This window comes from Nocardia sp. NPDC003482 (genome assembly GCF_053588115.1).
The window spans coordinates 133,305-158,934 of record NZ_JBSFPI010000017.1 but is presented as its reverse complement, the minus strand read 5'-3'; the positions used below and the strand labels follow the sequence as shown (position 1 = coordinate 158,934).

The following is a 25,630-nucleotide window of genomic DNA, read 5'->3' as shown; positions in this document are numbered from 1 at the left end:
GGGCTCAGGGCTGGGGGTACGCGCGGGCGGGCATCCCGGCGCCGCCCGGGCGGAAGGCGGCGGGGGCGTGGATCACGGTGGTCTGCACGTACTCCCGGAAACCCTCGTCGCCGTATTCGCGACCGTAGCCGCTGCGTTTGACGCCGCCGAACGGGGCGCGCAGGGACATGCCGGTGCGGTTGTGGGTGTTGACGAAGGTGAAGCCCGCCTCGAATCCGGCGGCGAAGGCGAACGCGCGATCCTCGTCGGCGGACCAGACCGACGCGCCCAGGCCCAGTTCCCCGGCATTGGCGCGGGTCAGGACCTCGGCCTCGTCCCGGTAGGTCAGCAGCGGCACGGCGGGACCGAACTGTTCGCGGCGGACGAGATCGGCGTCGTCGGGCAGGCCCATGACGAGCGCCGGGGCGACGAACCAGCCCGGCCCGCCGGGGCTCGGGGCGAGTTCGTGGACGCGGCCGCCGCGGCGGCGGGCGTCGTCGATCAGGGCCGTAATGCGTTCGGCGGCAGCGCGATCCACCACCGGTCCCATCGTCACCGACTCGTCCAGCGGATCACCCACGCGCAGCACACGTTTCGCGGCGGCCAGGTAGGCGTCGGTGAACTCGGCCGCCCGCGCGTGCGGGACGTACAGCCGCTTGGCCGCCATGCACACCTGCCCGGCGGTCGCGAACGAGGCGAGGACCAGCCGCTCGTAATCCGCCGGGCCGAGCGCGAAATCGTCGAGGAAGACGGCCGGATCGTTCCCGCCCAATTCCAGCACGACCGGTGTCAGCGCCCGCCCGGCCTCGGCCGCGATACTCGCCCCCGCCGCCTCGCCCCCGGTGAACGCCACCTTCCGCACGAGCCGATGCCCGGCCAGCGCCCGCACCACCTCCGGGCCCCCGTGCACCACCCGCACCCGCGGCAGCAGCTCCGCGAACCGGCTCACCGCGAGGGGCGCGAGCGGAGAGGGCTTGAGCACCACGGTGTTTCCGGCCGCCAGCGCGGGCCCCACCTTGATCGCCGCCAGAATGATCGGGGCGTTCCACGGCGTGATCGCCGCCACCACCCCGAACGGCCGCTGCCCCACCGTGATTCGGCCCTGCTCGTCATCGATGACGCTGTCCGCGCACAACTCCGGCGCCCGCGCGCACACCCACCGCAGATACGCCGCGGCGAACCCGATCTCCCCCCGGCAGTCCGCCACCGGCTTCCCCGACTCCCGGGCCAGCAGCGCCGCCAATTCCTCCCGCCGATCGTCGAGAACCACTGCGGCCGTGGCGATCTCACGCACCCGATCCGCCACGGGCACGCGGGACCACTCGCGAAAATCCTCGTCCGCCGCGGCCACGACCGCATCGATCTCCGCGACCGCCGTCGCCCGCACCCGCCCCACGATCTCTCCCGGCCGCGCCGGATTCGCCCGCTCGATCATGGCAGTCGCTCGGCTCCGGGAACTCGCAGGGTATCGATGAGGCAGGCACGGCGCAGATGGTCGCGGGCGGCGGCGGGATCGGCGGCCAACCGGCGGACCTGATCGCGAAAGGCGGTGAGATCGCCGCGCATTCGGCGATAGTTGGCGTCGCTGGTGGCCTGGACGTGTTCGACGGCGACGCGGTGCCGATGCGCCGCGGCGGCGTCCAGCCGGGATTCGGGAGCGCCCGACAGGACGTCGGCCAGCGCCTCGGCCAGGGTGACCGCGTCGTGGATGCCGCTGTTCATGCCCAGCCCGCCGAGCGGATTGTTGACGTGGGCGGCGTCGCCCGCGAGCAGCACGCGGCCGTGGCGGAACCGCTCGGTCACCCGCTGATGGACCCGGTACAGCGAGGCGTGCGACAACCGCCACGGCCTGCCGAGGTCGGCCACCTCGGTCAATCGTTCTGGGAGACGGCGTATTTCGGTCGCGTCGTCGATGTCGCCGGGTGTCGGCAGCAGCACCCGCCACTGTTCGGGCGTGCGCAGCAACACCATCCACTCGACCGGATCGAAGACGTAGTTGATCGGCGCGATCCCCGGCAGCGCGGCGGTGAGGTCCTCGTCGACCGAGGCCACCAGGAACCGCTCCGGATAGGTGGAGCCGTCGAACCCGGCCCCGACGGCCGCGCGCACGACCGAATGCGCGCCGTCCGCGCCGATCAGCCAGTCCGCCCGCACCCGGCCCCGCGTGGTCGACACCGTGACCCCGTCGCCGTCCGCGCGCACCCCCTCGACCCGATGCCCGAACCACACCTCGGCGTGAGCGGGCAAGGCGCGCAACAGGATCGGCGTGAGCGTGCTCTGCTCGCACTGCACCCGATAGGGATACGGCGTATCGTCCGCCAGCACCCCCAGATCGAGCGTGGCGACCGCCGCACCCCCGCGCTCGCGGTACTGGAACGTCGCCGCCACGATCCCCGCCGCGAGCAACTCCGTCACCACCCCGAGCCGCGCCAGCAGCTCCAGCGTCGGCGGATGGAACGTCGACGCCCGCGATTCGGCCGCCAGCCCCGCCCCCTGCTCGAGCACCGTCACCGCCACCCCGCGCCGGGCCAGGGTCAGGGCCGCCGACAATCCGACCGGCCCCGCCCCGGCCACCACCACCCGGGTCATGAGCCGTGCAGGGCGAACCGGCCCTCGACGCCCACCACCCGCGCGCCGGTGAAGAACCGCAACGTCTCCGCCGTGCCCTCCTCGCCGAGCCCGGACACCCCCCACGCCGGACGCGGGGTCATCAGGTGCAGGCTCATGATCGACGATCCGTTGACCTTCACCTCCCCGGCCCGGATCCGCTGCGCGACGGCCAGCGCGGACTCCTCGTCGCCCCCGCACACGTACGCCTCCAGCCCGTACGGCGTCGCGTTCGCCGCCGCCACCCCCTGCTCCACCGTCTCGTACCCGACCACCCCCGCGACGGGTCCGAACACCTCGTCGGCGAGATCGCCGTCCAGCAGCGTGGGCAGGACGTAGTTGCCGAATTCCGGTGCGACACCGAAACTTCGAGCCCCCGCGCCGAGCGCCCCGCGCACCGTGCGCACATGCCGGGAATGGATCAGCGGCCCGAACTCGGTCCCCTCGGCCAGCGGCGGCCCGATCCGCAAGGCCGCCAACCGTTTCCCCACCGCCTCGACGATCTCCGCGCGCCGATCGGCGGGCACGATCAATCGGCCCAGCGCCCGGCACCACTGCCCGTTGAGCGTGGTGAGCAGATCCGCCGCCATCCGCGCCGCGATATCGGTGTCCGCGTCGGGCAGTACGAGAAGCGGGTTGTTCCCGCCCAATTCGAGCTGACACGGCCGCAGCAGCGGCGCGGAGGCCGCGGCCACCGACCGCCCGCCGCCCACCCCGCCGGTGAACGACACCGCCTTGATCCGCGGATCCGACACCAGCCGCGCGCCCGTCGCCGGACCGCCCTGCACCAGCTGGAACATATCCCCGGGCACGTGGTCGGCGATCGCCTCGGCGAGCACGACCGCGCTGTAGGGCGCCAACTCGCTCACCTTGAGGATCACCGGGCATCCCGCCCCCAGCGCCCCGGCCACCTTGTGCGCGGCCATGGGGGCGGGCGCGTTCCACGGCACCAGGCACAGCGCCGGACCCAGCGGCAGCCGCAGCACCCGCACCCCGTCCCGATCCGAGCGCCGGGCCCCCGCGCGAATCTGCGCCGCCGCCAACCGGAACGCGCCGGTGACGATCGCGGTGAGCAGCCGGGTCTGGGCGATCGGCACCCCCGTGCTCGCCGCGTCCAGCTCCGCGATCCGGTCCAGCCGCGGCTCGAGCGCGTCCGCGATCGCGTCGAGGGTCTCCGGGGTGATCTCCGCCGCGGCCCGCTCGGCCACCGCCAGCGCCCGCTCCACCCGCTCCGGCGCGGTCGCCGCCGCCCGCCCCACGACCGCCCCGGTGGCCGGATCCTCCAGTGTCACAGCGAGATCCAGCTCGGGCGTGCCCCGCTCCCCGTCGACGAGATCGGTGATCGGCGGCAGTTCGACGGTCATGGGCGGCCCTCCGGCGCGGGGGTGAACAGCTCGTTGGCCCGGGCGTCGGTGACGATGCGGGCCACCTCGAGCATGCCGCGTTCGGCCGGAAACGTCATGACGAGTCCCATGGCCAGATCCCGCAGCGCCCGCCCCGCCACGCCGCTCATGGCCGAGGCCGATGTGCCGCCCGCCTTGAACGCCCCGAGCGCGACCTGGAAACACGCCTCGGTCACCGCGCCCTTGCCCAGCCGCCACTGCGCGAACACCTCCTGCTTCGACTTCAGCGGCGGCTCGCACGTCTCGATCGCCAGCTGATAGCGCAACCACAGATAGGCGGTGTGCAGCTGCCGCGTCATCTCGCCGATGATGAGCTGGTGCACGTCCGAGGAGGCGATGGGTTTCCCGGTGTCGGCGAACGTCTTTCGCGTGGTGGCGGTCAGCGTCTCGTCGTAGGCCCGCTGCGCGCACCCGGTGTAGACCGCGGCGATCGCGAGCTGATTGCCCACGAACGAGCCGCGGCTCATGCGCAGCATCTTGGTGAACGCCCCCGGCACGGCCAGCGCCTCGTCGTCGGGCACGAACACCTCCTCCAGCCGGATACCGTTGTTGGCGGTGGCCCGCATCCCCAGCCCGTCCCACGGCGCGCGCGTGTGCACGCCCGGCGCGTCGCGCGGCACGAAGAAGGTCGCCAGACCCTCGGCGGTGTCGTAGTTCTCCAGCTTCGCCGAGGTCAGGTAGTAGTCGGCGACGCCCGTGGCGCAGCCGAAGGACTTCTCCCCGGACAGGATCCAGCCCCCGTCCACCTTGCGGGCGGTGGTGGCGATGGTGATGTTCGCCTTCTCCGTCTTCACCGATTCGGAGGCGAAGTTGGCCAGCCACGCGCCGCTCGCCATCCGGGTCAGCACCTTCTCCGCGAAGGCGCGCACCACCGGGATCTCCGCGGCGTCGAACAGGCCCGCGTCGACCGCCTCCAGCGGCAGCAGTCCGCGCGAGGCGCTGGTGTTGTGGAAGAAGTACGCCAAAGCCGTTGACGGACAGGCGGTTCCCATCGCGAAGGTGGCCGCGGCCAGATCGCGCAACGAGCCGCCCAGCCCGCCGAACTTCTCCGGGACCACCAGGCCCAGCAGGCCCGCCTCGCGCAGCAACGCGACATGCCCGGCGGGGAAGGTGGCGGTGCGGTCGGCCTCCTCGGCGGCCGCGCGCAGGGCGGGGAGCACCGATTCGACCCGTTCGGCCCGTTCGCGTTCGGCGTCGGACATGTCCTCGACGAGCCGTTCGCCGATCATCGTGCTGGCAGAGGGTTCCACACCGGCCTCCGTTTCGATAGTGGAAACGCTGTTACGCTCAAGGTAACGTTGCCGCAGGTCCTCCGCAAGTGGGATGGTGTTTCCCCTAGCGAAATTCGCCGCCTAAACTGGCTGCGTGCCCGAATCCGAATCCGATACCCAGAGCCGTTCGATCGCGGCGGTCGAGCGCGCGATGGATGTGCTGCTGCTGTTCGGCCGCAGCGGCCGTCCCGATCTCGGCGTCACCGAGATCGCCACGGAACTCGACATCACCAAGGCCGCCGTGCATCGCATCCTGACCGCGCTGCGCAGCCGCGATCTGATCGTGCTGGAACCGACCACCCGCCGCTACGCGCTCGGGCACGCGGCGATCGCGCTCGGGCGCGCGTATCTCGCGCGCACGGATCTGCGGGTGATGGCGGCGCCGGAGCTGCGGCGGCTGTCGGCGGTGACGGGGGAGACGGCGACGCTGTCGATCCGGCGCGGCGACACCAGGATGTACGCGGATCAGGTTGTGCCGGACCAGGAATTGCGGATGGAGGTCGCCCTCGGACAGCCGTATCCGCTGTACGCGGGCAGCTCGTCCAAGGCGATCCTGGCCTTCCTGCGCAAGGAGGAGATCGACGAGTACCTGTCCCGGCACGAGCTGACCCCGCTCACCGACGCCACCATCACCAAGGTGCGGCGGCTGCGCGCGGAGCTGAAGGAGATCACCGAGCGCGGGTACGCGATCTCGTTGGGGGAGCGGCAGATCGGGGCCGCGTCGATCGCCGCGCCGATCCTCGACCACGACGGCTGTGTCGTCGCCGCCATCAGCGTGTGCGGGCCGTTGTCGCGCTTCGAGCCGCGGCTGCGCGAGTATGTTCCCGTACTGCTCAAGGCGGCCGGGGCGCTGTCGGCCCAATTGGGTTACAGCGGTTGATCTCCGGTGCGGCCGCGCTCACAGATGCGCGCCGGGTTTCAGCACGCCCAGCGCCGCCGCGGCCAGGACGCTGCCCCAGATCACCCAGACGTAGGGCAGGCAGCCGTTCACGCTGCCGCGCAGGACGCGTTCGACGCCGTCGTCGGAGCCACTCGACATCAGCCGTTCGAACGCGGACCCGAAGGGCCGCAGGGTGATTCGAATGCCGAGTCCGGCGGTGATGGCGACGGTGTAGAGCAGGATCTTGCCGCCCAGCCAGCGCGGATTCGTCGTCACCCCGAACGGTTCGTCGGCGATCAGCGTGTAGATCCCGGCGACGCCCATACCCGCGACGACCGCCAGCCGCAGCGCCAGATCGGCGCGGACCACGGCCGGGAAGCGGCCGTGGGTGCGATGCGCGGCGACGGTCAGCGCGAGCCACACGGCGGCGATCAGCCACACCGCGACCACGAACCACCAAGGGAACAAGGCGATTCCGAACGCGTGCGCGCCGTGCGGGTCGAGAGCCATGAGCGTGACGCCGCTGGGCAGGAACAGCACCAGGCAGATCCGCGGCGCCAGATCCAGTCCGCTCATGATCGCCAGCGCGGTGGCCCGCGCTGCGGGCGGGCGGGCCGGATCGATGACGTACCGGCTGGAGTAGAACACCCCCAGGTCTCCGCCCAGCCAGAAGACGAACAGCATCAGGTGCAGCAGGATCCACCAGCCGTGCGGATGCGGTCCCATAACGATATCCCTTGTGTCGGTGAGTGTTTCAGTCCAGGACCGCGAGCGCGGCGGCGAGGTCGACGACATCGGCGTACTTCGCGCCGAGGTCGAGCAGATTCGCCTCGTGCAGGCGGGGATCGCGGTCCCCGCAGGCGTCGGCCACGACCAGCGGGCGGAAGCCGTGTTGCAGCGCGTCGGTGGCGGTGGCGCGGACGCAGCCGCTGGTGGTCAGCCCGGCCACGCACAGCGTGTCGATGCCCTCGGCGGTGAGGGTGGCGGCGAGTGAGGTGCCGTGGAAGGCGCTCGCGTACTGCTTGGTGATCACGACCTCGCCCGCCGCCGGGGCGAGAGCGGGGAGGAACGCGCCCATCGGATTGCCCTCTTCGAAAGCGGCCAGCGCGGGCACCTTGCGCCGGAACAGGCCACCGTCCGCGGTGCCGGGCCGATAGGACACCCGGGTGAAGACGACCGGCCGCCCGCGCTCGCGGGCGCGGGTGACCAGGGCGAGGGCGGCGGCCACCGCGTCCTCGACCGGGGCGCGCAGCGGTGATCCGTCGGTGAGGTAGGCGGCGCAGACGTCGACCACCAGGACCGCGGGAGATCGGCCGGGGCCGAGGGTGGCGGCGAAGCCGTGACGGCGGTAGTCGTCGGCGAGATCGGACATGTCAGATCACGCCGCGGTCGGCCAGGGCGGTGAGCCGCTCGTCGTCCAGGCCGAGCAGCTCGCGGTAGACCTGGCCGGTGTGTTCGCCGAGTTCGGGGCCGAGATGCCGTATCGCGCCGGGGGTTTCGCTCAGTTTGGGGACGACGTTCTGCATGGGGAACTCGCCCAGTTCGGGATGGATCAGCCGCACGATCGCCTCGCGCGCCGCGAAATGCGGATCGGCGAACATGTCCCGCGCGGTGTAGATGCGGCCCGCGGGCACCCCGGCCGCGTGCAGGAGCGTGAGCAGCGGTTCGGCGGCCAGGGTGGCGGTCCAGGCGGCGATGAGATCGTCGAGTTCGGCCATGTTCTCCCCGCGCGCGGCATGGTCGGCGAACCGCGGCGCGGCGGCGAGTTCGGGGCGGCCCATGGCGGCGGCGAGGCGGCCGAACACGCTGTCCTGATTGGCGGCGATGAGGATCATCTCGCCGTCGGCCGTCGGATACACGTTGCTGGGGGCGACATTCGGCAGCACCGCGCCCGTGCGCTCGCGCTGATACCCGGTCAGCGCCCATTCCGGCAGCAGCGACTCCATCATCGCGAGCACCGCCTCGTAGATGGCCGAGTCCACGATCTGCCCGCGGCCGGTATTGCCGCGATGATGCGCCGCGGCCAGCGCGCCGATGGTCGCGAAGACCGCGGCCAGCGAATCACCCAGGGAGATACCGGTTCTCGCGGGCGGATGGCCGGGATCGCCGGTGATGTACCGGATTCCGCCCATGGCCTCGCCAATCGACCCGTATCCGGCGCGCGGGGCGTAGGGGCCGTGCTGTCCGTAACCGGTGACGCGCACCAGGATCAGGCCGGGGTTGTCGGCGCGCAGGGTCTCGTAGTCCAGCCCCCAGCGTTCCAGGGTGCCGGGCCGGAAGTTCTCCACCACGATGTCGGAGCGCGCGATGAGCGCCCGCGCCAGCCCCTGCCCCTCGCTCGTGCGCAGATCGCAGGTCACCGACTTCTTGTTGCGCGCCACCACCGGCCACCACAGCGAGCGCCCGCGTGGTTTCTCCCGCCCCCACTCCCGCATCGGATCGCCCCGGCCCGGGGACTCCAGTTTGATGACCTCCGCGCCGAGATCGCCGAGCAGCTGGCCGCAGAACGGCCCCGCCAGCAGCTGTCCCATCTCGATGACCCGTAGATCGGCCAGTGGTGCCGTACTCCGGTCTGCCATGCGGTCACTCCCTCTTCTGCCGCAGAATGGATACAATGTATCCCACAGCGAAACGTGTAACAAGATCGTACGCGGGAGGATTCGTGAACCCGATCGTCGTCGAGGTCGCGCCCAGGGACGGTGTGCAGAACGAGCCGAGGCTCGTGCCGACCGCCGCCAAGGTCGAGTTGATCCGCCGGTGTGTGGCGGCGGGCGCGCGCCGGGTGGAGGCGGTGAGTTTCGTGAGCGCGAAGGCCGTTCCGCAGCTGGCCGACGCGGAGGCCGTGCTGGCCGAGGTTCCGCGCGGAACCGGAATCGCCTATGCGGGACTGGTTTTCAACGAGCGCGGGCTGGATCGCGCGGTGGCGGCGGGAGTGGACGAGATCAATGTGGTGGTGGTGTCGACCGATACGTTCAGCCGCCGCAACCAGAACTGTTCGACCGCCGAGGGCATCGACCGCTGGACCGCGCTGGCCCGGCGGGCGGGGGAGGCCGGGCTGTGGCGGACCGTGACGATCGCGGCGGCGTTCGGCTGTCCGTTCGAGGGGGAGGTGCCGGAGGACCGGGTGCTGGAGCTGGTGCGGCGGGTGGCGGCGGCGGGTCCGGAGGAGATCGCCCTGGCCGACACCATCGGGGTGGGGACGCCCGATCGGGTGCGCCGGCTGGTGGCCGGGGTGGCGGCGCTCGCGCCGAACGCATTGGTGCGCTGCCATTTCCACAACACCCGCAATACCGGCTACGCCAACGCGCTCGCGGCGGTGGAGGTGGGCGCTCATGTGCTCGACGCGGGGGTGGGCGGGACCGGGGGGTGCCCGTTCGCCCCGGCGGCGACGGGCAATATCGCCACCGAGGATCTGGTGTACGCGCTGGACCGGATGGGGCTGGACACCGGACTGGATCTGGATCGGCTCATCGAGACGGGCCGGTGGCTGGGGGAGGTGCTGGGCGCGCCGGTTCCGGCGCTGTTAGGACGGGCGGGCAAGTTCCCGGCGTAGGGGTGCGGTGAGGTCGGTGAGGTCGTCGAGGCGGGCCAGGGCGTAGACGGTTTCGGCGAGGGCGTCGGCGCGTTCGCCGCTGAGTCGGCCCTCGGTGTTGAGCCGGAACTTGGTGGCGAGTTCGGTGGCGGACAAAGGGTTCTCCGGCCCGCCCCGGTTGGTGTCGACGCGCTCGGTGAGCGTGTCGCCGGTGCGCAGCCGCGCGGTGAGAACCGCGGGGAACTGGTGCGGAAAAATGCTGTCGCACAAGTCATCCGGGACGCAGCGGACCTTGGCGGCGAGCGCGAGCCGACGCGGATCGCGGGCGGCCGCGTCGGTGAAGTCCTCGTGGAACACGCCCAGCCCGCCCCCGCCCAGCAGCCCGGCGGCCACCGTGTACGGACCCGAAAACGCCGCGTGATAACCGGATTCGGGTTCGGCCTTGGCCGCGGGCGGTTCGCCGATGGTGCGCAATACCGGGGTGGGCGCGCCGAGTTCCAGCTCGACGATATCGCCGGGGTCGACGCCCCGCGCGCGCAACCGGATCGCCGCGTCGATGCCCGCATGGGTGAAGTGGTTGCACGGATACGGTTTGAAGAACACCCGGGGCAGCTCCCATTCGCTCCCCAGGCCCGCCGTGATCACCGCCAGGTCGTATCGGTCGTCGCAGAAGGCGCGCAGCAGACCGAATCTCCCCTCGATCACCGTCGGCGGCCCGGTCAGCCCCGCCCGCGCCAGCTCCGCCGCCGTCACCGCCGCGTGCGCGGCCCACCCGCAGTGCACCCGCTTCACCGTCCCCCCGGTGCGGTTGGCCTCCAGCAGCCCCGAGCCCATACTGGCCGCGATCCCCATCGCGTGCGCGATCCCCGCCGCGTCCAACCCCGCCAGCACGCCCGCCGCCGCGGCCCCGCCGACGGCCCCGCAGATCGCGGTCGCGTGCAGCCCGCGCTCGAAGAACACCGAATTGCGCAGCGTCCCATCGTATCCCGCCGACCCCAACCGCACCGTGATCTCCACCCCGATCCCCACCGCGTCGAGCAACGCGCCCCCACTCGCCCCGCCCGCCTCCGCCACCGCGAGCGCCGCCGGAACCACCGACGCCGACGGATGCAGGACCGACGGCAGATGCGTGTCGTCGAAATCGAGCGCGTGCGCCACCGTCCCGCCGAGCAGCGCCGCGTGCGCCGCGGGCGCCCGGTCGCGCATCCCGAGCGCCGTCGCCCGGGGATGCCCGCCCCAGCCCGCGATCAACCCCCGAACCGCTTGCGCCGGAGCGAGATCCAGCGCCGCCACACTGTTGCCGAGGACATCCAGTACGCGCCGGGCCGCGTCCTCCCGCAACTCCGCCCCGATCCCGTTCCGCCCCGCCGACTCCGCGAACGCCGCCAGCGTCTGCACGACCGTCGGCGCGCTCATCGGATCGCCTCCGATTCGGCGGGTCGGGCGCTCATCGCGGCGAGTGGGCGGACCGGGGAGCCGGTGCCGCCGACGATGCGCAAAGGGGCCAGGACGAAGGTGAATTCCGTTGCGCCGCAGGCGGAGAGGTCCTCCAGGGCGAGGTGTTCGATGATGTGGATGCCCGCGTCCACGAGGAGGGCGCGATGCACGGGAAGGACGCGATGGCCGGTGCCGGGCGGAATGTGTTCGTAGGCCGTGGTGTCGGCCCCGGTGGCGACGATGCCGTGGGCGGCGAGCCACCGCGCCGCGGCGACATTCGGGCCGGGCACACCGGTGTGCGCGCCGAGATAGGCCGCCGGGTCGGAGAAGTGCCGGGACCAGCCGGTGCGGATCAGGACGACATCGCCGGATCGCGGTGTGACGCCGCTCGATTCGGCGGCGGCGCGCAGATCGTCGGCGGTGATCTCGTACCCGCCCGGCAGGACGTCGGCGCCGTGGAGCCGGGCGATGTCGAAGAGCACCCCGCGGCACAGCAGCCCGGGAAGATGTTCGGCGCCATGGGCGGTGAACGCGCCGCCGCGCTGGGCCTCGGCGGCGTCGACGCCCCCGTGCAGACGCCCGTCGTGGCTGACGTGACTCAGCGCGTCGATATGCGTACCCACGTGGCCGCCGGTCACGATGATCTCGTTGGCGGCCGAACCGCCGTCGGGGCGCACCGCGTCGCCGTGCCTGCGCGCCAAGGTCATTCGAAAGCCCGGATGGTTGGGCGAACACGGCATCCCGGTGAAGAACGGCTGCCCCAACTCGATCAGGCGCACCCCGTCCCGCACCGCCGCCAGCAAGGGATCCGTCATCCCACCACTCCCGCCGCGCGCAGCCGAGCCAACTCCTCGGCATCGATCCCATATCGCCCCAATACCTCCGCCGTATGAGCGCCCGGAGCGGGCCCGGCCCAGCGGATCCGGCCCGGCGTCTCCGACAAGCGGAACAGCACGTTCTGCATCCGCACCCGCCCCAACTCGTCATCGGGTACGGCCGTGACCGTCTCCAGGGCCCGGTACTGCGGATCGGTGACGATATCGGCGGCCGTGTAGATCGGCGCGACGGCCGCCTCCGCCTTCTCGAATTCGCGGACCACCTCCTCGACGCCGCGCGCGGCGATCCACCGGCTCACCGCCGCGTCGAGTTCGTCGGCGTGCGCGGCCCGCCCGGCGCCGGTCTCGAACCACGGCCGCTCGACCAGATCGGGCCGCCCGACGAGCCGCATGACCCGTGCCGCAATGGAATTCGCGCTCGTGGACACCGCCACCCAGCCGCCGTCCCCGGTCCGGTACACATTGCGCGGGGCATTGTGGGCCGACCGGTTGCCCGACCGCTTCGGCAGCTCCCCGAGCTGGTCGTAGGCGATCAACTGTGGTCCCAGCAATGCCATGATCGGCTCGATGATGGCCAGATCCACCTGCTGCCCGACCCCGTCGCGCTCCCGCGCCCGCAGCGCCGTCATGATCGCGTAGGCGGTCGTCAGCGCCGCCACCCCGTCGGCCAGACCGAAGGGCGGCAGCGTGGGCGGCCCGTCGGGCTCGCCGGTCAGGGCGGCGAATCCGCTCATCGCCTCGGCGAGGGTTCCGAACCCGGGCCGCCGCGCGTACGGCCCGAACTGCCCGAAGCCGGTCACCCGCGCCAGCACCAGCCGCGGATTCAGCTCCCGCAACGCCTCGTACCCCAGCCCCCAGCGCTCCAGCGTGCCGGGCCGGAAATTCTCGACGACCACGTCCGCGTCGGCGACCAGCCGCCGGAAGAGCCGCTGCCCCGCCGCCGACCCCAGATACAGCGTCACCGATTTCTTGTTGCGCCCCAACATCTTCCACCACAGCCCCACCCCGTCCCGTTGCGGCCCGTGCCCCCGCGCCGGATCGCCGCGCGGATGCTCGATCTTGATCACCTCCGCGCCGAAATCCCCGAGCAGGGTGGCCGCCATCGGCCCGGCGAACAGGGTGGCCACGTCCAGAACCCGGATCCCGGCCAGTGCGTCGGTCATCGCCCGACCTCCTCTCCGTCAACTGTTTCCCTGAGTGAAACACAGGGTCGTTGACTACCAGCGCATCCTACTGCGATGATCCCACGTACTGTAAAGCTGTTTCGCAGAGAGAAACCGGAGCGAATCGTGGCGGCAACCGACCTGCTGATCCGTGGCGCCCGAGTGGTCCGGCCCGGACGCGACCCCGAGTTCGCCGATATCGCCGTCGCCGACGGCATCGTCACCGAGGTCGGTCCCGGCCTGTCCCGCCCCGGCGCCCGGGTGACCAATGCCGAAGGGCTGCTGGCCTTCCCGGGCGTCGTCGACGCGCACCAGCACTGGGGGATCTACCGGGAGCTCGGCGCGGACACCGAATCCGAGAGCCGCGCGTGCGCCCAGGGCGGGGTCACCACGGCCCTGACCTACCTGCGCACCGGCCGCTACTACCTCGACCGCGGCGGCCCCTACCGGGACTTCCTGCCCGAGGTCTTCGACCGTCTGCGTGGCCGCGCCCACATCGATCACGGCCTGCATCTGGCGCCGATGAGCGCCGAGCACATCGACGAGATACCTTCCCTGGTCGAGGAATTCGGCATCACGTCGTTCAAGATCTTCATGTTCTACGGCGGTCACGGCCTGCACGGCCGGTCCGCCGACCAGAGCGAGTTCCTCATGCTCCCGCCCGGCGAACGCTACGATCTGGCGCACTTCGAATTCGTCATGCGCGGCGTCCAGCGCGCCCGCGACCGCTTCGGCCCGCGGATCTCGCTGTCGCTGCACTGCGAGACCGCCGAGATCATGGCCGCCTACACCGCCCTGGTCGAACGCGATCCGGACCTGACCGGCCTGCGCGCCTACAGCGCGTCGCGCCCACCGCATTCGGAGGGCCTTGCCATCACGATCGCGTCCTACCTGGCCCACGAGACCGGCCTGCCCGCGATCAATCTGCTGCACCTGTCCTCGGGCAAGGCCGTCGCCGCCGCGCTGACCATGGCGAAGGCATTCCCGCACATAGACTTTCGGCGCGAGGTGACCATCGGCCACCTGCTCGCCGACGTGGATACCGCGCACGGCGTCGGCGGCAAGGTCAACCCGCCGCTGCGCGAGCGCGCCGATGTGGAGGCGCTGTGGCGGCATCTGCTCGCGGGCGAGATCGATTGGGTCGTCAGCGATCACGCGTGCTGCCGCGACGAACAGAAGTTCGGCCCCGATCGCGACGACGTCTTCGCCGCCCGCTCCGGTTTCGGCGGCGCGGAGTACCTGCTGCCCGGCCTCGTCGGCGAGTCGATCCGCCGTGGCTTGCCGCTGTCCCGCGTCGCCGAACTCACCGCCGCCAACCCCGCCCGCCGCTACGGCCTCACCACCAAGGGCGATATCGCGCCCGGCTACGACGCCGACATCGCCCTCGTCGACCCGGACGCGCGCTGGACCGTGCGCGCCGCGGACTCCGAATCCGCCCAGGAATACTCGCCTTTCGAGGGTTTCGCCATGTCCGCCCGGGTGACCGACGTCTTCCTGCGTGGCCGTCACATCCTGGGCGACGGGAAGATCACCGACACCCCCGGCGGCCGCTACCTAGCGCGCCGCGCCCGCTGACTGTTCGACCTCCTCGAACTCGAAACGCAGTGCGGCCACGCACTTGTCGTACTTGCGGATCAGCTCCGCCTCGCTGTCCGCGCCGACGAAGATGTCGGCCAGTTCGAAGCTGTAGCTGTCCTGGGCGGGCGCGTCGGACAGGCGAGCGCCCTCGGCGGTGACGAGTTCGACGGTGACGCCGGGGATTTCGCGCTGGATTCGCTCGATCTCGGCGGCGGTCGGGACGCGGCGGACGACGGCGTCGGCGAAGCGCCGGTGATACCACTTGGCCGCGATCTCGTAGGGGCCCTCGCCGCGCGGCATGGCGGGATCCTCGCCGAGGCCGAGCGCGAGCATGCAGTGGTGATTGGGGACGCCGTCGACCGCCAGGAACATATCCGCGTGCGATTGGGAGTGCCGGGGATTGATCTCCAGGATGGTGACCTGCCCGGTGTCCGGCTCGCAGAAGAACTCGATGCTGAACATGGTGTTGTCCAGGCCGATTCGCTCGATCACGCGTTCGGAGATCTCGGTCATGCGGCGCACGATCTCCGGCGGCAGCTGCGACGGATACTGATGGCGCAGGAAGCAGGGGGTGTCGGGATAGTTGATCGAATCCAGCGCCCCGTTCACCACCACCTTGCCCTGATACACATAGCCTTCCGTGGCCGCCTGCACGCCGGTCAGCGCCTCCTCCGCCAGGCACGCCTGCCCGCCGATTTCGGCGATCTCCGCGGGCAGGTCGAGCCGGTCGAGCACGAATTCGAACGGCTTGCCGACCCGGCCCATGCCCTCGCGGATCCGGTCGACCGCCTCGGCGAATTCGCGATCGTCGTGGACGTGGAAGGCCAGCTCCGAGGAGAACGACTTCACCGGTTTGAGCCACACCGGATACGCCATGCCCTCGGGCAGCCGAGGTTCGCCCGCGAGATCGACGATGCCGAATTTCGGCAGGTCGTCGACGACCTCGCTCTGTTCCAGGCGGCTCCAATACTTGTGCTCGCACTTCGCGATCGCTTCGAGGTCCGCGCTCGGCAGCCCGAACCGCTCGCACAGCATGGGAACCAGCGCGGTGACCGGGAAGTCCCAATAGCCGACGATCGCCGCGATCTCACCGTCGAACGCCTCGAGTTCGCGCCGCGCCTTGTGCAGCAGCTCCTCGATCGGGATCTCGCCCTCCTGGGTCTCCTCGATGCCCAGCAGGCCATGGTAGCGGAACCGCTCCGCCCCCGGAACCTGTTGCAGCGTACGGAGATTGCCCTCGTCCAGCGCGAGCACGAAGATATCCCGTCGATCCACCATTACCTCACTTGTCCTTCCCGATATCGGTCGGAGTCGCGTTGTGGCCTTGTGGCCTTCATCAGCGGCACACGAGCCGTGCCGATTGCGTTGTGGCCTCGCGGCCTTCGTCAGCGGCACACGAGCCGTGCCAATTCCGTTGTCGCCTGGCGGGCCTCGGGGATGTTGGCCAGTGGCCAGGCGTGGAACATGTCCGCGTATTCGAAGTAGCCGAGTTCGACGCCCTCGCGTGCGCAGCGATCGCGGAATCGGCGCGCGTCCGCGAGCAGCACGTCCCGGGTGCCGATGAACAGGCTCAGCGCCCCGGGCGTCGCGGCGGGCGCGTACAGCGGGCTGATCGCCGGATGCGTGCGGTCCCGCTCGCCCGCGTACAGGCGCCCGGCCTCGAGCAGTCCGGGCACACTCAGATACGGATCGGCGGGGTCGATCGCCGCGGACGCCGGATCGCTCATGGTGACATCGAGCCACGGCGAGATCATCACCACCTCCTTCGGCCCGGCCTCGCCCCGCGCGGCGAGCGCGCGGGCGAGCACGAGAGCCAGTGCGCCCCCGGCCGAATCGCCCATGAGCACCGCTTCCGCCGGTGCGGTGTCGGCGAAGGCCGCCTCGTGGGTGGCCACGATCATGGCGATGGTGTCGTCGCAGTGATGGTCGGGCGCGAGCGGATACAGCGGCACGGTGACCGTGCACCCGGCTCGATTCACCAAGCGGGACAGGAACTTCCAGTGATCGCGCTGGATCTGATGGACGTACGCGCCGCCGTGCAGATAGAGGACGTGGCGCGAACCGCGTTGTCCGCGTGGGCGAATGGTGTAGACCGGACGCCCGTGGATCTCCCGGCGCGTCACCTCGTGTCGCCGGTACAGCGCCCTCGGCGGCCGGTCCCGTTCCGGACGCTGACTCCGGCGGATGCTCTCGTCCAGCGCCCGGGGATCGGCGAACGTCCGTTTCGCGCCGGTCAACCGGAGCGCGGCGATCCGCGCGCGGGCGCGCAGGCTCGGTCGCGCGTCAGACATGATCACGGGGGATGGTCCGGAACCAGTTCCGCGAGTACGTCCGCCGCTCGCCCTCGAACCCGTCGAGCTGGGCGTGGACCACGAAATCGGTGGGGGTACAGGTCACCCGCGTGCGGGTGTCGGTGCGGCACACCCAGTCGCCGCGGGAGAACGTCATCGACCACGAGGTCTCCGCGGTGGCCGAGCAGAACTCGTCCGCACGCCACCCGTAGTTCTCCCGCACCCGGCGGTCCACCAGCAGATCGTGCTCGTCGAACCGGACCACTCCCGCGTCCTTGACCACATTCAACGAGGAGTCGTAGTCGATCAGATCACGGGTGACGGTCCACTGCTGCCGCCCGGGGGTGACCTGGGTCGTGCGCATGGGCGGCGCGCCCTCGGGCGGCCCGAACGGTTGCGGCGGGATCTCGTCGGATTCGGCGATCGGCCGGATCGGCAGCCGCAGGCCGCTGCCCGCGGTGTGCACGGTCAGCCGCGCGGGTTCCGGCGGCGGCCACGCCAGCGGCCAGTACGAGGTCGACAGCGACAGCCGGATGCGATGCCCGGCCGGGAACGCCTGCGCCAACGCGTTGAGCCGCACCGTGACTCGGTACCGCTCGCCCGGCTCCAACGGACGCGGCTGTTCGTGGCCGTCACGATGGGTGAGGTTCAGCAGGCCGTAGGTCACCCGGGTCGCGCGCCCGTCGGGGGCCACATCGGACAGCCGGGCCGCGACCATGGCCACCGGCCGGTCGGCGGACACCTCGAGCATGAGTTCCGGCGTGCCCAGGATCTCGCAGCGTTCGGTGAGTTCGTCGGTGTCGAACACCAGCGAGCCGCCGTCCTCCTCACGCTGGTCGTAGGGCAGATCCGGCGGGGCGCTGTAGGACGCCCACTTGCCCGCGAATTGACCGACGGACAGCGGGGATTCGACCGGCAGATCCGCCGCGGGCGCGTCCTCGCCGGGCCGTGCGATCCGGTATCGGGTGAGCGGATGCTCGATCAGCTCGACATGCGGTGAGGGCCAACAGGGTTCGCCCACCCAGCGGCCGGGCCGCTCCTCGTAGGACGTCGACGGCGGCACGCTCTCCTGCATCCAGGTGTAGAGCATCGGCCCGTCCATCGCCCCGTTGTCTTCGTCCTTGAGCCAGTGATCCCACCAGCGCAGCACCTCTTGCAGATAGCCGATCGCCGGACCCGGCTCGCCCAGATGCGGGTACTTGTGACTCCACGGGCCGATCAACCCCTTGCGGGGAACGTCCAGATTGGCGAGCAGCCGCGCCACGGCGTTCGAATAGCCGTCGGCCCACCCGCTCGAGGCGAGCACGGGCACCCGCACGTCGGTGTAGTTCTCGCACACCGAGGCCCGTCGCCAGTACTCGTCGCGGCGCTGGTGCTCGAGCCAGTTCGCCGCCCACAGGCTGCAATTCTCCAGCCGCTCGAGCCACATCTCCCGCCAGCGCTCGCCCACGAGCGCCGGATCGGGCGGCAGCGTGCTGTAGGCGAACATGGTCGCCGACTCGGCGATATTGTCCGACAGCAGCGCCCCGCCCATGTAATGCATGTCGTCGGAGTAGCGGTCGTCGGTGAACGAGGAGATGACGATCGCCTCGAGCCCCGGCGGCTTGCGCGCCGCGATCTGCAAGGCGTTGAACCCGCCCCACGAGATGCCCATCATCCCGATCCGCCCGTTGCACCAGGGCTGTGCGGACATCCACGCCATGACGTCCTCGGCGTCGCGATGCTCCTGTTCGAGATATTCGTCGGCCAGCACCCCCTCCGACTCGCCCGTACCGCGCAAATCGACTCGGACACAGGCGTATCCGTGGCCCGCCAGATACGGATGATGGATCGAATCCCGCACCGCGCTGAGATCCCGCTTCCGATACGGGATGTACTCGAGGACGCCGGGCACGGGCCGATCCTCCGCGGCGACGGGCCGCCACACCTTGGCCGCCAGCCGGATCCCGTCCGACATGGGGATCCACAGATGTTCCTCGACGGTGATCTCCTGCGGGAACGAGGTCACCGCCCGCATCGGTTCTCCGGTCGCGGTCATGCACATCCTTCCTTTCGGGCCGCATTCGGCGGGCTACCCGATAACGACTCGGTTACACGGTCGGTGACGCGGGCGTGCCGGATTCGCCGTTGAATCGCCTTGGAATACAGTCGAATTCACCGCCTATGCGGCGATCGCGGGAATCCGACCGGCACGACGGTGGTTAGCTGAGAGATCGCGGAAGGACCGGCGGTGTCCAGCCCGGTGAACGCCCGTGAAACACTGAGTGAATGACAGGGTCGTCAGCGACGTCGTCCGGCACGGTGACCTCGAGCACCGGCGACCCCAGTCCGGGACACCGGTCGATCCGCGCCCTCGCGCGGGTGCTCTACCTGATCGCGCTGGTCGGGGCGATCGCGTCCGGCGCGCTGCCCGGCGGCCGGGTGCAGGAGGCGGCGTGGATCCTCGCCGGGATCGTCGCCTTCACCATCGACCGGCCCTGGCGCGACCACGTGCGCGTCGTCCTCGACTGGCTGCCGCTCATCGGCGCGCTGCTGATCTACGACTACACCCGCGATCTGGCCGACACGCTCGGCATGCCGGTGCGGATCGAGGAGATCGTCCGCGTCGAGCGGTGGCTGTTCGGCGGGACCATCCCGACGGTGTGGTTGCAGGACCACCTCGCCGCGCACGGACAGCCGTGGTGGACGCCGATCATCGGCGTCGTCTACACCACGCACTTCATCGTCCCGTGGGCGCTCGCCGCGATCTTCTACGTGCGCTCGCGGCCGCTGTGGGCGCGGTACATGCGGCGCGTTCTCATCCTGTCCTATCTGGCGCTGCTCACCTACATCCTGCTGCCCGCCGCGCCGCCGTGGTACGCGGGCCGGGTGGGCGCGCTCGGCGAGAACGTCCGGCGCATCTCCGGATTCGGCCTCGGCGCGGTCGATCCGCGGGTGAGCGCGGCCTGGCTCGAGGAACACGGCAACTACGTCGCCGCCCTCCCGTCGCTGCACACCGCCTTCGCCGTGCTGGTCGCCGTGACCCTGTGGCCCCTCGTCCACCGCTGGTGGCTGCGCGTCCCGATCGCCGCCTTCCCCGCGGCCATGGCCTTCACCCTCGTCTACGGCGGCGAACACTATGTGGTCGACGTACTGCTCGGCGTCGTCTACGTCGTCGCCACCGAACTGCTGGCCCGCTGGTGGGAGCGTCGCCGGGCCGCGGAACCCATTGACCGGCGGCGTGACCCGGTCCACACTACTTGCGAGTAACCGGATCTGAGATCGGAATACGATGTCCACTTCTCGTCGCCTCCGCACCGTCGCGGTGGCCGCCGGGCTGGCCGCTGCCGCCGCCACCGGCACCGCGTCCGCCGAATCCACCACCGCCGAGGCGGTTTACGTCGCGATGGGCGACTCCTATGCCGCCGGGGTCGGGATCGCGCCGGTGACCACGGTGAACGGGGTCGTCGGGTTGTGCAGTCAGAGCACCGTGAACTACCCGAAGCTGGTGGCGAAGGCATTGCACGCCAAGGTCTTCCGCGATGTCAGCTGCGGCGGCGCGACCTCGGCCGACCTCGCCGGGACACAGCCGGATCTCACCGGTCCCGCCGCCCCGCAGTACGACGCGCTCACCCCCGACACCACGCTGGTGACGATCGGCATGGGCGGCAACGACATCGGGCTGGTGCAACTCGGGGTGTCCTGCATCAATCCCCTCCCCGAGCCCTACGGGCAATCCTGCGCCGCCGCGAACACCGCGGGCGGCCGCGACGTCGTCGGCGAACACATCGACGCCTTCGCCCCCACCTACGGCACCATCATCGAGCAGATCCGCCAGCGCGCCCCCCTCGCGCACATCGTCCTGGTCGGCTACCCCCAGGGCATCCGCGAGAACGGTTGTCCCGGCGTGCAACCCGCCTGGCCCGCCGACGCGACCTACCTCCAGGCCAAGATCGACCAACTCAATGCCGTCATGGCCGCCCAGGCCGCCGCCCACGACGCGACCTTCGTCAGCCTGACCGCCTCCACCCGGGGCCACGACGCCTGCGCCGCCCCCGGCCAGAGCTGGATGGTGGGCGCGGTGCCCGCCTCCCCGGACGCCGTCGTACCCCTGCACCCCAATGCCGCGAGCCACGCCAACACCGCCCGTCAGGTGTTGGCGGCGCTGGAGTCAGAGGTCGAGGACCAATCGCGGTGAGCGGGAACGGGATACGCAGGTGAAGATCTCCCCGGGGGCCGCGCCGATATCGTCGCGGTGTTCGGGTTCGCCGTCGAGGACTCGGACGACGCAGCTGCCGCAGACGCCCTCGCGGCACCCGGCGGGGACCGAGTTTCCGGCGTGGTTCAAGGCGTCGAGGAGGGATTCGTCCGGCGGGACCTCGATCGTCCGGCCCGAACGCGCGCATTCGGCGGTGAAGGACGTATTGGGGGCGAACGTCTTTCGGCGCGGGCGGAAATGTTCGATGTGCGCCCGGCCGGGACCGAAGGCCGCCTCGGCCGCCGCGAGCATCGATGCCGGGCCGCAGCAGTAGACCGCGGCGTCCGGCGGCAGGTCGGCGGCGAGGGCGTGGAGATCGGGCCGAGGGTGACGGCTGGTTGTCACGATGGTGGCGGGGTCCGGGCAGACCGCGCGGATCTCGTCCAGGAACGGCATGGTCGATTCGGAACGCCCGGTGTACACCAGCCGCACGCCCGCCCCGGCCGCCCGCGCCCGGGTCAGCATCGGCAGGATCGCCGTGATCCCGATACCCCCGGCGAGGAACAGGTACTCGCGCGCCCGCACGAGCGGGAAGTTGTTGCGCGGCAACGAGATATCCAGCTCGCGGCCCGCTCGCAGATGACGGTGGATGTACTCCGACCCCCCGCGGCTGAGCCGGTCGTAGCGCACGGCGATGCGGTAGGGCGCGGGGTCGGCCGGATCGCCGCAGAGCGAGTATTGGCGGGTGAGCCAGTTGGGTAACGTGAGGTCGATGTGCGCGCCCGGCTGCCAGGGCGCCAGATCCCCGCGAAAGGTCAGGGCGACAACGTCTTCGGCGATCGGCTCGATCCGGTCGAGCACCGCGCGCTGGGTGGCGGGCATCGGTCAGTACAACTTCCGGTAGGACGCCTCGAGACCCTGATCGATCAGCGCCGGATCGATATCGATCCCCAGCTGCGCGACCGCCGCCTCACCCGCGGACGGCATCTCCGCCGCCAGGGCCTGACTGGCCGGATCCCACAGCCGGGAGCGCACCAGCGCTCGCCCGCAATGGAAATAGACCTGCTCCACCTCGACGACGATCGCCAGCACCGGCTCGCTCGCCTCGGTCCGCATTCGCGCGAGCACCTCGGGTTCGTCGGTGACGTACCCACGGCCGTTGACGCGCAACGTCTCTCGCATACCCGGGATAAGGAACAGCAGCCCGATGCCGTCGTTCTGCGCGAGATTGCCGAACGAGTCGCCGATCTTGTTGCCGGGCCGGTCCGGAATCGCGAGGGTGCGTTCGTCGAGCACCTTCACGAAAACACGGCACCGCGGATCTGGTGCGGTTCGAGCGCGAGTTGGGCACCATGCTCGTGCGATATCTGGCTCCCGGGAGCGAGGAGACGGCCTAGGCCCGTTCGCTCGCCTCGAAGGCGGCGGCGACGGCGGCGCGGGCCTGATCCATGGTGGTGGGGCCGATCTCGCGGCTCACGGAGGTCATGTCGACCTCGGGGAGGCCGCAGGCCACCGCCCAGCGCCACGGTTCGAGGTCGCCGTCGACATTGAGCGCGAAGCCGTGGCTGGTGACGCCGCGGCTCTGGCGCATGCCGATGGAGACGATCTTGCGGCCGGTCGCGGTGGTCCACACGCCGGTCAGCAGCTCCGAACCCGGTGGGGTGTCGCGTCTTTCGGCCGCGACGCCGAGGTCGGCGAGGGCGGCGACCAGGCGGTGCTCGACCTCTCGGATGTAGTCGACCACGCCTTCGCCCGGTCCGAGCCGGACGATGAGATAGCCGACGAGCTGACCGGGGCCGTGGTAGGTGAGCTGGCCGCCGCGGGTGGTCTCGATCACGGGGATGTGGTGGGCGGGGTCGGGCAGGTGCTCGGCCGGGGTGCGCCGGCCGATGGTGTAGACCTGCGGATGGCTGAGCAGCCACAACGTATCCGGTACGGCGTCGCGCTGGCGCGCCTCGACCAGCTCGGCCATGCGGTCGAGGGCCTTGTCGTAATCCACGAGTTCGTCCCGGATCAATCGCAGCGGCCGCGTCCTCATGACTCGACGATAGTTCATGCCCGGAAGCCTTGCTGTAGCTATATCTTACGATATATCGTCAGACGGTGAATCCGCGACGTTTCGCCGATCTGGGCGGGGTGGGGCCGGGGAGTGGGCGCTTCTTCGGCGCCGGTGAGCTGCGGCTGGCGCTGCTGGCGCTGATCGCGGAGCGGCCCGGCCACGGATACGAGCTGATGTCCCGGCTCGAGCAGCGCTGCGGCGGGGCGTATCGGCCCAGCGCGGGCGCGGTGTACCCCACGCTGCAACAGCTCGAGGACGAGGGGCTGGTCACCCTCGAAATCACCGGCGGGCGAAAGGTTTTCCACATCGACCCCGCCGGGCAAGACGAGGTCGACCGGCAGCGCGCGACGATCGAGCGGATCTGGGCGCGGGCCGACGAACGCGGCGAGTGGGGGATGTTCCGCGATCCCGAGGCCGCCGAGATCATCGGTCCCGCACTGCGTTTGTTCAAGGCGGCGGTCTCGGCGGTGGCGCACGCGCACGGCGATCCGGTCGTCGTCGACCAGGTGCGCGACATCCTGCGGGACACCACCCGCGAACTCCAGCAACTGAAATCCGACGCGAAACGTCGGCATCACCGTCGGCGACGGGGCCGACACACCGATTGAATTCCGCGAATCGAAGGTATTCCCATGGCGCACACCGACAATCGACCCTCCCGTGGCCTCGGTGACCGGCTCCTGGACCGGTTCTTCAGCACCGGCCGCGTCCTCGAGACCGAACGCATCGCCGCCCGCATGACCCGCGTCCGCATCGGCGGCCCCGACCTACGCGACCTGGATTGGCTTCCGGGACAACAGGTTCGGATCGCCACCGGCGACCCCGACGCCGACGGCGTCTTCGCCCGCCTCGGCGACCTGCGGACCTACTCGGTCTGGCATTTCGACCGCGAGAACGGCGAACTGCACGTGTGCGTCCTCGACCACGGCGACGGCCCCGGCGCCCGCTGGGGCCGCACCGCCACCGTCGGCGCCCCCGTCCGCTTCCGCGGCCCCGAGGGCGCCTTCACCCTCCGCCCCGACGCCCCCTACCACCTGTTCGCCGGAGAGGAAACCGCCTCGGTGGCCTTCGGCCCCATGCTCCGCGCCCTCCCCGACGAAACCCCCGTCCACGGCGCCATCGAAACCGCCACCCCGGAAGACCGCCTCCCCCTCCCTCGATCCGAATCCCTCACCCGCCCCCTCCGCGGCACCACCTCGGCGGCCGACTCCACCACCCTCCTGAACGCCATCCGCACCCTCGACCTCCCCACCACCCCGGGCATCGCCTACCTGGCAGGCGAGGCCCGCACCATCCAGCGCATCACGAAACACCTTGTCCACGACCGAGGCTGGCCCCGCCGCGCGATCCTCACCAAGCCGTTCTGGACGCCGGGGCGGCGGGGGATGGATTGACGGAGAGCCGTCACAGCGTGAGGACGAAGCGGCCGCGTACTCGGCCCTCGGCCAGGCGTCGGTGGGCCAGGGCCGCCTTGTCCAGCGGGAACGTTCCGGCCACGCGCAGGGTCGGGACGTGGGTCGCGAGGGTGGTGAGGGTGGGGCCGTCGGCCTTGATCCAGATCTGGTGAACGGTGATGCCGCGCAAGGGGAGTGGGGGAGGGCCGCCGACGACCGTGGCGTAGGAGCCGTTCGTGCGGACGGCGGCGAGGGCACGGATGCCGAGGCCCGCGGTGTCGAGGGCGGCGTCCGCTCCGGCGGGGATCAGGCGGCGGACTTCCGTTGGGAGGTCGGGTTTTTCGCGGTCGAGGAACCAGTGGGCGCCGATGTCGCGGAGGAAGGGTTCGTCGGCGGCGTTCGCTTGCGCGACCACGCGCACGCCCCGGCGGGCCGCGAGTTCGACCGCGAAGGCGCCCACGGCCCCGGCCGCGCCGGTGATCAGCAGGGTGCCGCCCGCGGGGAGGGCGAGGCGGTCCAGGGCCTGGGCGGCGGTGAGACCGTTGAGCGGAAGGGTCGCCGCGGCGGACGCGGGGACATCGACGGGGGCGGGGGCGACGGCGGATTCGTCGAGGACGAGGTATTCGGCGTACGCGCCGACGGAGACGTCGAGCAGGTCGCGCAGTCCGATCACGGACTGGCCCACGGTGAACGAGGTCGCGCCGGGACCGAGGGCGTCGACCGTGCCCGCGACGTCCCAGCCGATTCCGGTGATCGGGCGCGCCGCCATCAGACCCCCGTCGACCAGTGCGCCCGAACGGGTCGCCAGGTCGACCGGATTCACGGCCGCCGCCTCGACCCTGATCCGTACCTGGCCCGCACCCGGCTCGGGGACGGGCAACTCCACCAGCTCCAGCACGTCCGGGCCGCCGTAACCGCGGGCCACGACCGCCCGCATGCTCTGCTCTGCGCTCATACCGCACAACGTATGGGCTGTTACTCTCTATCGGGAAGTAGGCACTCGAAAGTGCCCATCGCACCGTG

General features: G+C 71.0%; 24 protein-coding genes. 7 read left to right on the top strand and 17 right to left on the bottom strand.

All coding sequences use genetic code 11. From position 1 onward, the window contains the following. Nucleotides 1-4: 4 nt before the first annotated feature. From ACWDSJ_RS25795 to ACWDSJ_RS25780, 4 genes are read right to left on the bottom strand one after another with little or no spacing between them, the layout of a single operon-like run. Nucleotides 5-1,414, bottom strand: coding sequence for an aldehyde dehydrogenase family protein (locus tag ACWDSJ_RS25795; protein ID WP_450034838.1), 1,410 nt, complete (start codon nt 1,412-1,414; stop codon nt 5-7). Then, nucleotides 1,411-2,568 (bottom strand): FAD-dependent oxidoreductase, encoded by a 1,158-nt coding sequence (locus ACWDSJ_RS25790; RefSeq protein ID WP_450034836.1) that lies wholly within the window; start codon nt 2,566-2,568, stop codon nt 1,411-1,413. The genes ACWDSJ_RS25795 and ACWDSJ_RS25790 overlap by 4 nt, the downstream gene beginning before the upstream one ends. Continuing rightward, a complete protein-coding gene (locus ACWDSJ_RS25785; protein WP_450034835.1) occupies nt 2,565-3,950 on the bottom strand; it encodes an aldehyde dehydrogenase family protein in 1,386 nt (461 codons plus the stop codon). Before ACWDSJ_RS25785 ends, ACWDSJ_RS25790 begins: the two co-directional genes overlap by 4 nt. Then, a complete protein-coding gene (locus ACWDSJ_RS25780; RefSeq protein ID WP_450034834.1) occupies nt 3,947-5,239 on the bottom strand; it encodes an acyl-CoA dehydrogenase family protein in 1,293 nt (430 codons plus the stop codon). The genes ACWDSJ_RS25785 and ACWDSJ_RS25780 overlap by 4 nt, the downstream gene beginning before the upstream one ends. A 115-nt stretch (nt 5,240-5,354) precedes the next feature. On the opposite strand from ACWDSJ_RS25780, the gene ACWDSJ_RS25775 reads away from it, so the two are divergent. Continuing rightward, complete coding sequence (locus ACWDSJ_RS25775; RefSeq protein ID WP_450034832.1) at nt 5,355-6,140, top strand: IclR family transcriptional regulator; 786 nt, start codon at nt 5,355-5,357, stop codon at nt 6,138-6,140. 18 nt (nt 6,141-6,158) lie between these two features. Here the strand turns inward: ACWDSJ_RS25775 and ACWDSJ_RS25770 are convergent, their stop codons facing one another. The 3 genes from ACWDSJ_RS25770 to ACWDSJ_RS25760 are packed head-to-tail and all read right to left on the bottom strand — an operon-like array spanning nt 6,159 to nt 8,719. Next, complete coding sequence (locus ACWDSJ_RS25770; RefSeq protein ID WP_450034831.1) at nt 6,159-6,866, bottom strand: hypothetical protein; 708 nt, start codon at nt 6,864-6,866, stop codon at nt 6,159-6,161. Nucleotides 6,867-6,894: 28 nt separating this feature from the next. After that, nucleotides 6,895-7,512, bottom strand: coding sequence for an isochorismatase family protein (locus tag ACWDSJ_RS25765; RefSeq protein ID WP_450034829.1), 618 nt, complete (start codon nt 7,510-7,512; stop codon nt 6,895-6,897). Between the two features lies 1 nt (nt 7,513). Further along, on the bottom strand, nt 7,514-8,719 hold the full coding sequence (locus ACWDSJ_RS25760; RefSeq protein WP_450034828.1) for a CaiB/BaiF CoA transferase family protein: 1,206 nt from the start codon (nt 8,717-8,719) through the stop codon (nt 7,514-7,516). Nucleotides 8,720-8,754: 35 nt separating this feature from the next. On the opposite strand from ACWDSJ_RS25760, the gene ACWDSJ_RS25755 reads away from it, so the two are divergent. After that, nucleotides 8,755-9,693, top strand: coding sequence for a hydroxymethylglutaryl-CoA lyase (locus ACWDSJ_RS25755; protein WP_450034826.1), 939 nt, complete (start codon nt 8,755-8,757; stop codon nt 9,691-9,693). On the opposite strand, the gene ACWDSJ_RS25750 is transcribed toward ACWDSJ_RS25755, so the two are convergent. Genes ACWDSJ_RS25750 through ACWDSJ_RS25740 form a run of 3 tightly spaced genes read right to left on the bottom strand, consistent with a single transcriptional unit; the run spans nt 9,664 to nt 13,108 of the window. Further along, nucleotides 9,664-11,088, bottom strand: a complete 1,425-nt coding sequence (locus ACWDSJ_RS25750) for an MmgE/PrpD family protein (protein ID WP_450034824.1) — start codon at nt 11,086-11,088, stop codon at nt 9,664-9,666. The two genes, ACWDSJ_RS25755 and ACWDSJ_RS25750, sit on opposite strands and share 30 nt — an antisense overlap. Further along, nucleotides 11,085-11,924, bottom strand: coding sequence for a cyclase family protein (locus ACWDSJ_RS25745; protein ID WP_450034822.1), 840 nt, complete (start codon nt 11,922-11,924; stop codon nt 11,085-11,087). The genes ACWDSJ_RS25750 and ACWDSJ_RS25745 overlap by 4 nt, the downstream gene beginning before the upstream one ends. After that, complete coding sequence (locus ACWDSJ_RS25740; protein ID WP_450034820.1) at nt 11,921-13,108, bottom strand: CaiB/BaiF CoA transferase family protein; 1,188 nt, start codon at nt 13,106-13,108, stop codon at nt 11,921-11,923. Before ACWDSJ_RS25740 ends, ACWDSJ_RS25745 begins: the two co-directional genes overlap by 4 nt. Before the next feature lie 126 nt (nt 13,109-13,234). Between ACWDSJ_RS25740 and ACWDSJ_RS25735 the strand changes: the two genes are divergently transcribed. Further along, nucleotides 13,235-14,683 (top strand): dihydroorotase, encoded by a 1,449-nt coding sequence (locus ACWDSJ_RS25735; protein ID WP_450034818.1) that lies wholly within the window; start codon nt 13,235-13,237, stop codon nt 14,681-14,683. Here ACWDSJ_RS25735 and ACWDSJ_RS25730 read toward each other — a convergent pair. The 3 genes from ACWDSJ_RS25730 to ACWDSJ_RS25720 all read right to left on the bottom strand — a co-directional run bounded on the left by ACWDSJ_RS25730 (nt 14,663) and on the right by ACWDSJ_RS25720 (nt 19,015). Next, nucleotides 14,663-15,964 (bottom strand): ATP-grasp domain-containing protein, encoded by a 1,302-nt coding sequence (locus ACWDSJ_RS25730; protein ID WP_450034816.1) that lies wholly within the window; start codon nt 15,962-15,964, stop codon nt 14,663-14,665. The genes ACWDSJ_RS25735 and ACWDSJ_RS25730 overlap by 21 nt on opposite strands. A gap of 107 nt (nt 15,965-16,071) precedes the next feature. Continuing rightward, on the bottom strand, nt 16,072-16,977 hold the full coding sequence (locus tag ACWDSJ_RS25725) for an alpha/beta hydrolase fold domain-containing protein (protein ID WP_450034814.1): 906 nt from the start codon (nt 16,975-16,977) through the stop codon (nt 16,072-16,074). Further along, nucleotides 16,970-19,015 carry a CocE/NonD family hydrolase gene (locus tag ACWDSJ_RS25720; protein ID WP_450034812.1) on the bottom strand — a complete coding sequence of 682 codons (2,046 nt, stop codon included), beginning with the start codon at nt 19,013-19,015 and terminating at the stop codon, nt 16,970-16,972. Before ACWDSJ_RS25720 ends, ACWDSJ_RS25725 begins: the two co-directional genes overlap by 8 nt. A gap of 230 nt (nt 19,016-19,245) precedes the next feature. Here ACWDSJ_RS25720 and ACWDSJ_RS25715 point away from each other — a divergent pair, with 230 nt between their 5' ends. Continuing rightward, on the top strand, nt 19,246-20,226 hold the full coding sequence (locus tag ACWDSJ_RS25715; protein WP_450034811.1) for a phosphatase PAP2 family protein: 981 nt from the start codon (nt 19,246-19,248) through the stop codon (nt 20,224-20,226). A 22-nt stretch (nt 20,227-20,248) separates the two neighbouring features. After that, complete coding sequence (locus ACWDSJ_RS25710; RefSeq protein ID WP_450034809.1) at nt 20,249-21,154, top strand: SGNH/GDSL hydrolase family protein; 906 nt, start codon at nt 20,249-20,251, stop codon at nt 21,152-21,154. Here ACWDSJ_RS25710 and ACWDSJ_RS25705 read toward each other — a convergent pair. The 3 genes from ACWDSJ_RS25705 to lipB are packed head-to-tail and all read right to left on the bottom strand — an operon-like array spanning nt 21,128 to nt 23,192. Next, nucleotides 21,128-22,036: a PDR/VanB family oxidoreductase gene (locus ACWDSJ_RS25705; RefSeq protein ID WP_450034808.1), complete on the bottom strand. Its 909-nt coding sequence runs from the start codon at nt 22,034-22,036 to the stop codon at nt 21,128-21,130. The two genes, ACWDSJ_RS25710 and ACWDSJ_RS25705, sit on opposite strands and share 27 nt — an antisense overlap. A 3-nt stretch (nt 22,037-22,039) precedes the next feature. Further along, on the bottom strand, nt 22,040-22,519 hold the full coding sequence (locus ACWDSJ_RS25700; protein WP_450034901.1) for a pyridoxamine 5'-phosphate oxidase family protein: 480 nt from the start codon (nt 22,517-22,519) through the stop codon (nt 22,040-22,042). Between the two features lie 28 nt (nt 22,520-22,547). Continuing rightward, nucleotides 22,548-23,192, bottom strand: a complete 645-nt coding sequence (gene lipB, locus ACWDSJ_RS25695) for a lipoyl(octanoyl) transferase LipB (protein ID WP_387369091.1) — start codon at nt 23,190-23,192, stop codon at nt 22,548-22,550. Nucleotides 23,193-23,257: 65 nt separating this feature from the next. On the opposite strand from lipB, the gene ACWDSJ_RS25690 reads away from it, so the two are divergent. Next, entirely contained in the window at nt 23,258-23,821 is a 564-nt protein-coding gene (locus ACWDSJ_RS25690; RefSeq protein WP_450034807.1) for a PadR family transcriptional regulator, read from the top strand. Nucleotides 23,822-23,845: 24 nt separating this feature from the next. Beyond that, nucleotides 23,846-24,607, top strand: coding sequence for a siderophore-interacting protein (locus tag ACWDSJ_RS25685; protein ID WP_450034806.1), 762 nt, complete (start codon nt 23,846-23,848; stop codon nt 24,605-24,607). A gap of 10 nt (nt 24,608-24,617) precedes the next feature. Here ACWDSJ_RS25685 and ACWDSJ_RS25680 read toward each other — a convergent pair whose 3' ends face one another. Beyond that, the gene (locus ACWDSJ_RS25680) at nt 24,618-25,562 is read right to left on the bottom strand and encodes an NADP-dependent oxidoreductase (RefSeq protein WP_450034805.1); all 945 of its coding nucleotides are present in this window, start codon (nt 25,560-25,562) and stop codon (nt 24,618-24,620) included. Nucleotides 25,563-25,630 lie beyond the last annotated feature (68 nt).

Bases quoted from the DNA above. Each gene is read 5' to 3' on its own strand.
- ACWDSJ_RS25795 (WP_450034838.1), bottom strand. From the start codon at position 1,414: ATGATCGAGCGGGCGAATCCGGCGCGGCCGGGAGAGATCGTGGGGCGG.
- ACWDSJ_RS25790 (WP_450034836.1), bottom strand. From the start codon at position 2,568: ATGACCCGGGTGGTGGTGGCCGGGGCGGGGCCGGTCGGATTGTCGGCG.
- ACWDSJ_RS25785 (WP_450034835.1), bottom strand. From the start codon at position 3,950: ATGACCGTCGAACTGCCGCCGATCACCGATCTCGTCGACGGGGAGCGG.
- ACWDSJ_RS25770 (WP_450034831.1), bottom strand. From the start codon at position 6,866: ATGGGACCGCATCCGCACGGCTGGTGGATCCTGCTGCACCTGATGCTG.
- ACWDSJ_RS25765 (WP_450034829.1), bottom strand. From the start codon at position 7,512: ATGTCCGATCTCGCCGACGACTACCGCCGTCACGGCTTCGCCGCCACC.
- ACWDSJ_RS25760 (WP_450034828.1), bottom strand. From the start codon at position 8,719: ATGGCAGACCGGAGTACGGCACCACTGGCCGATCTACGGGTCATCGAG.
- ACWDSJ_RS25755 (WP_450034826.1), top strand. From the start codon at position 8,755: ATGTATCCCACAGCGAAACGTGTAACAAGATCGTACGCGGGAGGATTC.
- ACWDSJ_RS25750 (WP_450034824.1), bottom strand. From the start codon at position 11,088: ATGAGCGCGCCGACGGTCGTGCAGACGCTGGCGGCGTTCGCGGAGTCG.
- ACWDSJ_RS25745 (WP_450034822.1), bottom strand. From the start codon at position 11,924: ATGACGGATCCCTTGCTGGCGGCGGTGCGGGACGGGGTGCGCCTGATC.
- ACWDSJ_RS25740 (WP_450034820.1), bottom strand. From the start codon at position 13,108: ATGACCGACGCACTGGCCGGGATCCGGGTTCTGGACGTGGCCACCCTG.
- ACWDSJ_RS25730 (WP_450034816.1), bottom strand. From the start codon at position 15,964: ATGGTGGATCGACGGGATATCTTCGTGCTCGCGCTGGACGAGGGCAAT.
- ACWDSJ_RS25725 (WP_450034814.1), bottom strand. From the start codon at position 16,977: ATGTCTGACGCGCGACCGAGCCTGCGCGCCCGCGCGCGGATCGCCGCG.
- ACWDSJ_RS25720 (WP_450034812.1), bottom strand. From the start codon at position 19,015: ATGACCGCGACCGGAGAACCGATGCGGGCGGTGACCTCGTTCCCGCAG.
- ACWDSJ_RS25715 (WP_450034811.1), top strand. From the start codon at position 19,246: ATGACAGGGTCGTCAGCGACGTCGTCCGGCACGGTGACCTCGAGCACC.
- ACWDSJ_RS25710 (WP_450034809.1), top strand. From the start codon at position 20,249: ATGTCCACTTCTCGTCGCCTCCGCACCGTCGCGGTGGCCGCCGGGCTG.
- ACWDSJ_RS25705 (WP_450034808.1), bottom strand. From the start codon at position 22,036: ATGCCCGCCACCCAGCGCGCGGTGCTCGACCGGATCGAGCCGATCGCC.
- lipB (WP_387369091.1), bottom strand. From the start codon at position 23,192: ATGAGGACGCGGCCGCTGCGATTGATCCGGGACGAACTCGTGGATTAC.
- ACWDSJ_RS25685 (WP_450034806.1), top strand. From the start codon at position 23,846: ATGGCGCACACCGACAATCGACCCTCCCGTGGCCTCGGTGACCGGCTC.
- ACWDSJ_RS25680 (WP_450034805.1), bottom strand. From the start codon at position 25,562: ATGAGCGCAGAGCAGAGCATGCGGGCGGTCGTGGCCCGCGGTTACGGC.